Source organism: Streptomyces sp. NBC_00249 (assembly GCF_026342355.1).
Lineage (GTDB): Bacteria > Actinomycetota > Actinomycetes > Streptomycetales > Streptomycetaceae > Streptomyces.
This window is the reverse complement of the sequence record NZ_JAPEMV010000004.1, coordinates 712342-720000: the sequence shown is the minus strand read 5'-3', so window position 1 is coordinate 720000 and position 7659 is coordinate 712342. Positions and strand designations below refer to the sequence as shown.

Annotated in this window: 5 protein-coding genes and 1 rRNA gene (1 of these 6 only partly in view); 2 read left to right on the top strand and 4 right to left on the bottom strand. The window is 69.8% G+C overall.

The window, feature by feature from the left end; translation table 11 throughout:
- A 16S ribosomal RNA gene (locus tag OOK31_RS21720) occupies positions 1 to 463 on the bottom strand (it extends 960 nt beyond the left edge of the window).
- A gap of 572 nt (positions 464 to 1035) precedes the next feature.
- Complete coding sequence (locus tag OOK31_RS21715; protein WP_267088927.1) at positions 1036 to 1572, bottom strand: MarR family winged helix-turn-helix transcriptional regulator; 537 nt, start codon at positions 1570 to 1572, stop codon at positions 1036 to 1038.
- A 125-nt stretch (positions 1573 to 1697) separates the two neighbouring features.
- On the opposite strand from OOK31_RS21715, the gene OOK31_RS21710 reads away from it, so the two are divergent.
- Positions 1698 to 2990 carry an MFS transporter gene (locus OOK31_RS21710; protein WP_267088961.1) on the top strand — a complete coding sequence of 431 codons (1293 nt, stop codon included), beginning with the start codon at positions 1698 to 1700 and terminating at the stop codon, positions 2988 to 2990.
- 65 nt (positions 2991 to 3055) lie between these two features.
- On the opposite strand, the gene OOK31_RS21705 is transcribed toward OOK31_RS21710, so the two are convergent.
- A complete protein-coding gene (locus OOK31_RS21705) occupies positions 3056 to 4789 on the bottom strand; it encodes an ATP-binding SpoIIE family protein phosphatase (protein ID WP_267088926.1) in 1734 nt (577 codons plus the stop codon).
- Positions 4790 to 4981: 192 nt separating this feature from the next.
- Positions 4982 to 6358 (bottom strand): NAD(P)/FAD-dependent oxidoreductase, encoded by a 1377-nt coding sequence (locus OOK31_RS21700; RefSeq protein ID WP_267088960.1) that lies wholly within the window; start codon positions 6356 to 6358, stop codon positions 4982 to 4984.
- A 468-nt stretch (positions 6359 to 6826) separates the two neighbouring features.
- Here OOK31_RS21700 and OOK31_RS21695 point away from each other — a divergent pair, with 468 nt between their 5' ends.
- Entirely contained in the window at positions 6827 to 7597 is a 771-nt protein-coding gene (locus OOK31_RS21695) for a TetR/AcrR family transcriptional regulator (RefSeq protein WP_267088925.1), read from the top strand.
- Positions 7598 to 7659: the final 62 nt, after the last annotated feature.

Below are 7659 nucleotides of genomic sequence, written 5' to 3'. Positions count from 1 at the left end.
CAGGTACCGTCACTTTCGCTTCTTCCCTGCTGAAAGAGGTTTACAACCCGAAGGCCGTCATCCCTCACGCGGCGTCGCTGCATCAGGCTTTCGCCCATTGTGCAATATTCCCCACTGCTGCCTCCCGTAGGAGTCTGGGCCGTGTCTCAGTCCCAGTGTGGCCGGTCGCCCTCTCAGGCCGGCTACCCGTCGTCGCCTTGGTGGGCCATTACCCCACCAACAAGCTGATAGGCCGCGGGCTCATCCTTCACCGCCGGAGCTTTCAACCCCCGCCCATGCGGGCAGGAGTGGTATCCGGTATTAGACCCCGTTTCCAGGGCTTGTCCCAGAGTGAAGGGCAGATTGCCCACGTGTTACTCACCCGTTCGCCACTAATCCACCCCGAAGGGCTTCATCGTTCGACTTGCATGTGTTAAGCACGCCGCCAGCGTTCGTCCTGAGCCAGGATCAAACTCTCCATGAATGTTTACCCGTAATCGGGTGCACACACACGAAAGAGCGGGCGCATCATGTCGGAATATGACCGACGCGCCACAACGTCCTCGCTGTGTTGTTGCCTGCAAGCATCACCCGAAGGCGACCTCACAGGTCTTTTTCAAAGGAACCTCATCCACCGGAGTGGACGGGGTATCAACTTCTGGCGTTGATTTTTGGCACGCTGTTGAGTTCTCAAGGAACGGACGCTTCCTTTGTACTCACCCTCTCGGGCTTTCCTCCGGGCTTTCGTTCTGTTCTGTTCTTCGTTCTTGCGTTTCCGACTCTATCAGACTCTTTCGGGCCTGACTCCCAGTCAGCAGGGTTTGTCTTCCGGGCTGTTGGGCCCTTCCGACTCCCGAACTCTAGCGGATTTCCCCGGCAACCGATAATCGGGCCTTCGGAAATGAATTCGGACATGCCGAATACGTTCCCAGTGGGAGATCGTGCTGAGTTGGGTGCCGCAACGAGGCGGCGGGATTCGTTGACGCCAGAACCTTTCGGCTCTGGGACAACTCGAAGAACCTTACGGATCCGCGAGGGGCCTGTCAACCCGCGAGGTCAGGCGCGGGACTGGAGGTCTTCCACGCGGTCCAGGAGGCGGGTGAGCATGTCTCCCAGTACTCCGCGCTCCGCGGTGGAGAGGTCCTGGAGGAGGTCCTCCTCGAAGACCGTGGCCGCGCGCATCGCGTCCAGCCACTTGCTGCGGCCCTCGTCCGTGAGCTCCACGATCACGCGGACCCGGTTGGTCTCGTCGCGCTCCCGGGTGACCAGACCCTCCGCCGTCATGCGGTCGATCCGGTGGGTCATCGCCGCCGGCGTGAGGCCCAGCTGCTTCGCGAGCTCGCTCGGGCCCAGCCGGTAGGGGGCTCCGGAGATGACGAGGGCCTTGAGGACCTCCCACTCCGCGTTGCTGATGCCCAGGGCTGCCGTCTGGCGGCCGTACGCGACGTTCATGCGGCGGTTCAGGCGGCTGAGGGCCGAGACCACCTTCTCGACCTGGGGGTCGAGGTCCTGGAATTCGCGCTGGTAGACGGCGATCTGCTCGTCGAGGCTCGGCTCGTGGACGGGCGTGGTGCCGTCGGGGGTGTCACCCATGGGTCGAAGTATCGCACGAGCTCGTTGGCATCTAACTCCTTCGGTGTGTAGTGTTAAGGCTTGAAGTTTAGCTATGAAGTCTTCAGGCTTCAGGTCTCAAAGGCAGGTGAGAAGTGACCAAGGTGATGGGCGCTGCGATGCGGCGGATCCAGGCCGGGAACGCGCTGACCGCGTTCGGCATCGGTTTCACGGTTCCGTTCCTCTACATCTATGTGGCGCAGGTGCGAGGTCTGGGCTCCATGGCCGCCACGAGTGCGTTCGTGGCGTTCGCCCTGGGCGCCCTCGTCGCGCTGCCCTTCACCGGCCGGGTCATCGACCGGCGCGGTCCGGTGCCCGTGGTCATGGGGGCGGCCGTGGCCGCTTCGGTGGGTGCGCTCTCGCTCGGGCTCTCCACCGGCGTCGTGCCGATCCTGCTGTCCGCCCTGGCGCTCGGCGCCGGGCAGGCCGTGATGCAGCCGGCGCTCGCCACGATGATCGTCTGGTGCTCGACGCCGGCCACCCGGACGCGGGCCTTCGCCCTGCAGTTCTTCATGCAGAACCTGGGTCTGGGCATCGGTGGTCTCGTAGGCGGTCAGATCGTCGACGTGAGCCGGCCCGGCAGCTTCACCCTGCTGTTCGGCATCGAGGCCGTGATGTTCCTGGTGCTGGCCGCTGTCATCGCGACCGTGCGGATGCCGCAGGTGGCGGGGATCAGCGGGGCGATGGCGAAGAACGCGGCGCCGGCCGGCGGCGGCTGGAAGCGGCTGCTGCGGCACAAGGCCATGGTGCAGCTGTGCGTGCTGGGCTTCGTGCTCTTCTTCGCCTGCTACGGACAGTTCGAGTCGGGTCTGGCCGCTTTCGGTACCGAGGCCGCCGGGATCTCCCCGTCGACCCTCGGGTTCGCGCTGGCCGCCAACACCGGTGCGATCGTCGTCGCGCAGTTCGTGGTGCTGAGGCTGGTCGAGAAGCGGCGCCGGTCGCGGGTGATCGCGCTGGTCGGGCTGATCTGGACGGTCGCCTGGGTGATCGCCGGGTTCTCGGGGCTGGGGCACGGCAGCGCGATGATGGCCGCCGCCGCGTTCATCACCACGTACGCGCTCTTCGGCATCGGCGAGGCGATGCTGTCGCCGACGCTGGCCCCGCTGGTGGCCGATCTGGCTCCTGAGGGCTCCGTCGGGCAGTACAACTCGGCGTTCGCGCTGGTCAAGCAGATGGCGCTGGCGCTCGGACCGCTCGGGGTGCCGCTGGGTGCCGGTGCGCCGATGCTCTACATCGGGATCTTCGTGCTGGTGTCGCTGGGGATCGCGGGGCTGGCGCTGCGGCTGGGCGGGCAGCTGAGCCCGGTGCAGGACAACCCGTCGCTGTCGCGGGTCGTGGCGCAGGGCGGGCCGGGTGCCCCGGTGGCGAAGGCCGCCGCTGTGGAGCACGCGCACGTGTAGGCGTACGGACGTGGAGAGTAGGGAGAGGCCTCGGTTCTTCGGACCGGGGCCTTTGTCGTACGCGGCTACTTGTCCGGGAGGGCGAACTCGCACCAGACGGCCTTGCCGCCGCCCGGGGTGCGGCGGGAGCCCCAGGACGAGGCGATGGTCGCGATGATCGAGATGCCGCGGCCGGTCTCGTCGGCCGGTTCGGCGCGGCGGCGGCGCGGGAGGTGGTCGTCGCCGTCGGTGACCTCGATGATCAGGCGGCGGTCGGTGCGGCGCAGGCGCAGGCGCATGGGCGGGGTGCCGTGCTGGAGGGAGTTCGCGACGAGTTCGCTCGCGGCCAGGACGCCGAGGTCGCACAGTTCCACGGGGAAGCGCCAGGAGGCGAGGACCCCGGAGGCGAAGGCGCGGGCGCGGGGGGCGGCCTCGACGCCGCCGAGGAGTTCCAGGGCGGCGTTGTGGAAGAGCTCGGCGTCGGCTCCGGTGCGGGCGGGCTGCTGGAGGACCATGACGGCGACGTCGTCGTCATGGTCGGCGTCGACGCCGAGGGCGCGCATCAGGCGGTCGCAGACGACGGCGGGGGTGCCCTGGGCGCCGGACAGGGCGCGTTCGAGGGTGGCGACGCCTTCGTCGATGTCCTCGCCGCGGCGTTCGACCAGGCCGTCGGTGTAGAGGACGGCGGTGGAGCCGGGGCCCAGCGCGATGGTGCCCGAGGAGTGCAGCCAGCCGCCGGTGCCGAGCGGCGGGCCGGTGGGGTCGGCGGCGCGGCGTACGGTGCCGTCCTCGTCGCGGACGAGGATGGGGAGGTGTCCGGCGGAGGCGTAGGCGAGGAGGCCCTCGTTGGGGTCGTGGACGGCGTAGACGCAGGTGGCGATCTGGCTGGCGTCGATCTCTGCGGCGAGTCCGTCGAGGAGCTGGAGGACCTCGTGGGGCGGAAGGTCGAGGCGGGCGTACGCGCGGACGGCCGTACGGAGCTGGCCCATGACGGCCGCGGCGCGCACCCCCCGGCCCATGACGTCGCCGATGACGAGGGCGGTGCGGCCGGCGCCGAGGGTGATGACGTCGTACCAGTCGCCGCCGACGGCGGCCTCGGTGCCGCCGGGCTGGTAGGTGGCGGCCACGCGGAGGTCGTCGGGCTGTTCCAGTTCCTGGGGCAGGAGGGAGCGCTGGAGGGTGACGGCGGCCTCGCGCTGGCGGCGTTCGCTGGCGCGCAGGCGTTCGACGGCTTCGGCGTGGTCGGTGACGTCGGCGAGGTGGACGAGGATCCCGGTGTGGTGGGCGGCGTCGGTGTCGGTGTCGGCTCCGGTCTTGGGGAACTCGACGGGGGTGCAGGTGACGGTGTAGGAGCTGCCGCCGCCGGGGGCGGTGCGGTTCTTGGCCGTACGGGGCTTGCCGCTGCGCTGGACCTGGTCGAGGAGCGGGAGCAGGCCGAGGTCCCCGAGCTCGGGGAGGGCCTCGTGGGCGGGGGCTCCGGTGGTGCGGGGGCCGAACCCGGCGGTGTAGGCGTCGTTGACGTAGGCGACGCGGTGCTCGGGGCCGTGGACGAGGGCGACGAGGGCCGGGAGCAGGCCGAGGACCTCACGTACGGACAGCTCGTCGAGGGCGGGTACGGCGGGCAGCGGGGCCGTGCCGGTGCCGGAGACGGTGGCGTCGGCGGGGCTGCCGTCCGGGGGCGTGACGGAGTGGCCGGCGGCGCCGCGGGCGGCCGGGACGGAGCCTTCGCCGCGTTTGGCCTGGGCGGCGGCGTGTTCGTTCCGGGCGGCGGCGCGGCGCTGCGTTCCGGGGAACCGGGCGCTCCATCGCGTGAAGTTCACTGCGTTCAGGCCTCGTGGTGTCGCAAGTGGTCGCGGTGTCTCCCCCAGCTACCGCTGGGCGGTGCCCCCTGGGTCGGTCGCTGGGCTCGGTGAGTGTCGCTGTGCTCGGTGGATGTCGTGCGAATGTCACTGTGTGCAGGTGTAGGCCCACCTATGGTCACACGTCCAGTGTGGCCGAGCGCACTGACAACGTCAGTCCTGGCCCTTCCGCGGGGGCTCGGGGGCCGGTGGGGGTGTGGGGTCCTTGGGGCCTCCGCCTGCCGCGAGTTCGAATTCTGCTCTGGGGTGTTCGAGTGAGCCTAGGGAGACGATCTCGCGCTTGAACAGTCCCGAGAGGGTCCATTCGGCGAGGACGCGCATTTTGCGGTTGAAGGTGGGGACGCGGCTGAGGTGGTAGGCGCGGTGCATGAACCAGGCGGGGTAGCCCTTGATCTTGCGTCCGTAGATGTGGGCGACGCCCTTGTGGAGGCCGAGCGAGGCCACGGAGCCGGCGTACTTGTGGGCGTACTCGGTGAGGACCTCGCCGCGCAGGGCCGCGACGAGGTTGTCGGAGAGCTGGCGGGCCTGGCGGACGGCGTGCTGGGCGTTGGGGGCGCATTCGCGGCCGGGGCCGGCGGGGACGTCGGCGGCGACGGTGATGTCGGGGACGGCGGCGGCGTCTCCGGCGGCCCAGGCGTGTTCGACGCCTTCGACGGTGAGGAAGGCCGTGCAGCGCAGGCGGCCGCGCTCGTTCCTGGGGAGGTCGCTGGCGGCGAGGACCGGGTGGGGTTTGACGCCGGCGGTCCAGACGACGGTGCGGGTGGGGAAGCGGGAGCCGTCGCTGAGGACGGCTACGCGGTTCTCGCAGGATTCGAGGCGGGTCTCCATGCGGACGTCGATATTGCGGCGGCGCAGTTCACGGATGGTGTACGTGCCCATTTCGGGGCCGACCTCGGGGAGGATCCGGTCGCTGGCCTCGACCAGCACCCATTTCATGTCCTCGGGCTTGACGTTGTGGTAGTACCGGGCGGCGTAGCGGGCCATGTCCTCCAGTTCGCCGAGTGCCTCGACGCCGGCGTAGCCGCCGCCGACGAAGACGAAGGTCAGGGCGGCGTCGCGGATTGCGGGGTCGCGGGTGGAGGAGGCGATGTCCATCTGTTCGATGACGTGGTTGCGCAGGCCGATGGCCTCTTCCACGGTCTTGAATCCGATGCCGTAGTCGGCGAGTCCCGGGATGGGGAGGGTGCGGGAGACGGAGCCGGGGGCGAGGACGAGTTCGTCGTATTCGATCTCGGTGTCCCCGGTGCCCTCCTCGGCGGTGGCGAGGGTGGTGACGGTCGCGGTCCGTTTGGCGTGGTCGATGCGGCGGGCCTCGCCGATGACGATGCGGCAGCGGTCGAGGACGCGGCGCAGGGGGACCACGACGTGGCGGGGGGAGATGGAGCCGGCGGCGGCTTCGGGGAGGAAGGGCTGGTAGGTCATGTAGGGCTCGGGTGTGACCACCGTGACCTCGGCTTCGCCGGATCTCAGCTTTCGCTGGAGGCCCAGGGCCGTGTACATGCCGACGTATCCGCCGCCGACGACGAGGATGCGCGTGCGGGGCGGGGTGCCGGGGGTGCCGGGGGCGTCGCCCCGGGAGCCGCCCGGGGAGTCACTCAGGGCGTCGCCCTGGGACTCGGGGTGGGACTCGCCCTGGGAGTTGTCAGCCTTCACCGTCCCATGACGCAACGTGGCCGGGAGTTTGTCCACAGGCCCGTCAAATTGTGTGACCGGTGGTGGTGTCGGGACGGGGCTGCCGAGGGAGCCGGATCCGGGTATAGGTCCGCAGGTCAGGGGGTGCGGAGGGGATGATTCCGGTGGCTTGCGGCGGAAAAGTGGGGGTGAATGCTCCGATCGGGCGGTGCTCCGTCCGGGGCTGCCTCTTCTGAATTGACTCTGGCTCAACTATGTTCGTATCTCGTCGAGGAGTAGGACCAGGGCCCTCATGACCGTGGCCCCCCTCGATGTGAAGGCGGGGAGTGTCTCCGGGGGGAGACAAATGATTACCGGGGGAAACATATGCACATTTCCGATTTCCATGGTTCTGCCACTGCTCTGTCCGCAGAGAGCGGCGGACGCGTGATGGCGGGCTCCACGACCCACGGGGTGGGTCGTTCCACTCCGCTGCGCGTCGACGCCCAGCGCAATCTCGAACACGTCCTGCGGGCGGCCCGCGAGGTCTTCGGCGAGCTCGGCTACGGGGCTCCGATGGAAGACGTCGCGCGGCGCGCGCGGGTCGGTGTCGGGACCGTCTACCGGCGGTTCCCGAGCAAGGACGTCCTGGTCCGGCGGATAGCCGAGGAGGAGACCGCCCGGCTGACCGAGCAGGCCCAGTCCGCTCTGGGGCAGGAGGAGGAGCCGTGGCAGGCGCTGTCGCGCTTCCTGCGCACCTCCGTGGCCTCGGGCGCGGGACGGCTGCTGCCGCCGCAGGTGCTGCGCGTCGGCGCGGCCGCGGAGGACGGGGCCGAGGAGGAGGGCGCGGCGCGCGTTCCGCACCAGCGGCAGGCCGCCCTGGGCTCGGCTCCCGAGCTGCGGGTCGTCGGCGCGCGCACTTCCGTCGAGGACGAGCCCTCGGAGGACTCCGGGGCGGGTGCGCTGCTGGAGGTCGTCGGGCGGCTGGTGGACCGGGCCCGGGAGGCCGGTGAGCTGCGGACCGATGTCACGGTGGCCGATGTGCTGCTGGTGATAGCCACCGCCGCGCCGGCCCTGCCGGACCCGGCGCAGCAGGCCGCGGCTTCGGCACGGCTGCTGGACATCCTCCTGGAGGGCCTGCGTTCGCGGACGGTGTGATCCGGCGGGTGGCCCCCGCGGACGCGGGGGCCGTCAACCGGATTCCTCGAACGGGCCATCGT